Annotated in this window: 3 protein-coding genes; 1 reads left to right on the forward strand and 2 read right to left on the reverse strand. The window is 62.2% G+C overall.

What is annotated here, in order from left to right; all coding sequences use genetic code 11:
* The coding region (locus N826_RS38760) for an IS256 family transposase (RefSeq protein ID WP_044437924.1) at positions 1-498 on the forward strand (498 nt) is incomplete at its 5' end.
* 300 nt (positions 499-798) lie between these two features.
* Here N826_RS38760 and N826_RS38765 read toward each other — a convergent pair.
* Together N826_RS38765 and N826_RS38770 are read right to left on the reverse strand one after the other, a co-directional pair.
* Complete coding sequence (locus tag N826_RS38765) at positions 799-1,530, reverse strand: ISL3 family transposase (RefSeq protein WP_169789516.1); 732 nt, start codon at positions 1,528-1,530, stop codon at positions 799-801.
* 189 nt (positions 1,531-1,719) lie between these two features.
* Positions 1,720-2,171 (reverse strand): transposase (locus N826_RS38770; RefSeq protein WP_211099520.1); only part of this gene is annotated, 452 nt, incomplete at its 5' end.

A 2,171-nucleotide genomic window follows, 5' to 3' on the forward strand; every position in this document is an offset into this window, starting at 1 on the left:
AACTGCCAGCGTAAATCGAACGGTACCAATTGCGTTCGGATGGTGCACTTCATGCGCAATATAATGGCCCATGCCGGCAAGAGTGGGCGCCGCGTCGTTGCCGCCTTCATCGGCACTGCCTTCGCCCAGGACGATGAAGCCGCAGCTCGAGCTCAATGGCGCCAAGTGGCTGACCAGATCCGCCCGAAACTGCCCAAGCTGTCGGCTTTACTGGATGAGGCAGAGCAGGACGTGCTCGCCTACATGACGTTCCCCAAGGAGCACAGGGTCAAGATCCACTCGACAAACCCAATCGAGAGGCTCAACGGCGAGATCAAGCGCCGCACAGAGGTCGTCGGCATCATTCCGAACGAAGCGGCCATCACCCGTCTGGTGGGCGCCATCCTGCTCGAACAAAACGATGAATGGGCCGTTCAGCGCGCCCGATACATGACCCTGGAAACTATCGCTCCACTTGGCGATGATGGGGGTCTCATGTTGCCCGTGACGGGCACATGAGCTGACCGGCCAGACGATGAACTGAGAGCTGCAGAACTGACCGCGCTCTTACACCACGTCTAGGGACACGATCGGTTCTCTGTTGGGCAGCCTCACTGGATATCCTCATCATCTGCGTCTGGTTACAGGAGCTGTATAGCTGAAACAGGCTGTATATCATGCAGGTGTGGAAAGAACCACGGTACGGCCCGACACTGGCAATTTGACCGATTCAAGCCACATGGCCATGGCCCCTTGTGGATCGGCGTCAGCTCAGACCCTCTATCGGCACCTGCGTGACCCTTCGTCAAACATGCAAAGTCATAGCGGAGCAATAGTTTGCGGCGAATGACCCTTTTCCGAGGCAGGGTCATTCGTCCGAGCCGCATCACACGCCTGATGGGCGCCGTGTCGGGCGGCATCGGCATAGGCGGCGCTGCGATCGCGGCTGATCACCTCGATTTCCGGGTGCTCCGCCATCCACCAGGCATCCGTGTCGGCTTCCCGGTCGGGCAGCAGATCCACCACCTTGCGGCGCTCCAGATCCACGACCATGGTGCCGTAGCGATGGCCTCTGCGCCGCGCCCAGTCATCGATGCCGGCAACCCGAACCACAGCCGGTTCCTCCGGCTCGATCCGGCGGACCAGCCTGAGCAGGGTGTCGCCGCCGGCTGGCATGACAAGGCGCTCCGCCAGATATGCGCCGGCCCGACCGCTCATAGCCAGCCCAAGGTGGCGCTGGATCTCGCCCAGGCGCCCGGTGCGGCGCGACCAGGGGCCGGTCGCGATGGCGGGCCGGCGTTCGGTGAAGATCCGTCGCGGGCACTCGGCGACGGGGCAGCGAAATCGGCGCGCCTGTATCCGGATCAGCACGGTGCGTCTTTGCCAGGGCAGATCGGCGAGAGTCCGGAAATACCGGCTGTGGACCCGGTGCGAGGCGTGGCCACAGACCGGGCAGCAGGCCTCCGGTGCCTTCGGAGCAGTCGTGATCATGACGGTGTCGGCGGACGGCACGACCTGCCGGATCAGCAGGCCGGGGGGAGTCAGTGGCAAATTGTGTTTGGACAAGCCTGTAACTGGATCAACGGGGATTCCTGGTATGTGCGCATCCAACGCCGTTTTGTGCATATTTCGGCGGAATCCGATTTCGGGTTCTTCCACATTTCCGATGCACACGTAAAAGATGTAAGTTGGTGATAGCAGTGCCGTATTTTTTTCGGCGTTGCCCAGCAGTCGGCATGATCATGCAGCGGCTAGAACCCGTTGCCGGAGTAAGTCGTAGTTCGCCCGTCCATACATTTGACGCTTGATCGTCTTGACGCGGTTGATGTGTCCTTCGACCGGGCTGGTGCTCCATGGCTCGGTGAGAGCGGCTCGGACCGCGGCAGCGTCGCGATCAATGCCGTCGGCAAAGGACCGCAACTCGCTGGCGCGGGCAGCTTCGAGCCAAGCCTCGAAGCCGGTATCGTGATGGTCGCGGACCATCTTCGTGAAGGCGTTAGCCACGACGGCTGCCTGGATCAGGCCGGGAGCGGTCTGACCAAGGTGATCGATGAACGTTCTCTCATCGGCATCAAGTTTCTCCGGCGCCGTCGTCAGCCACCGGGCACAGCGCCGGCTCGACGGCGCCTGCCACCGCCCGGCGGGCATCGTCAAGTTGTTGGGCGGGAGCCGAGGGTTGGGCGAGTCTGACG

The organism is Skermanella aerolata KACC 11604, from assembly GCF_000936425.1.
GTDB classification, from domain to species: domain Bacteria; phylum Pseudomonadota; class Alphaproteobacteria; order Azospirillales; family Azospirillaceae; genus Skermanella; species Skermanella aerolata.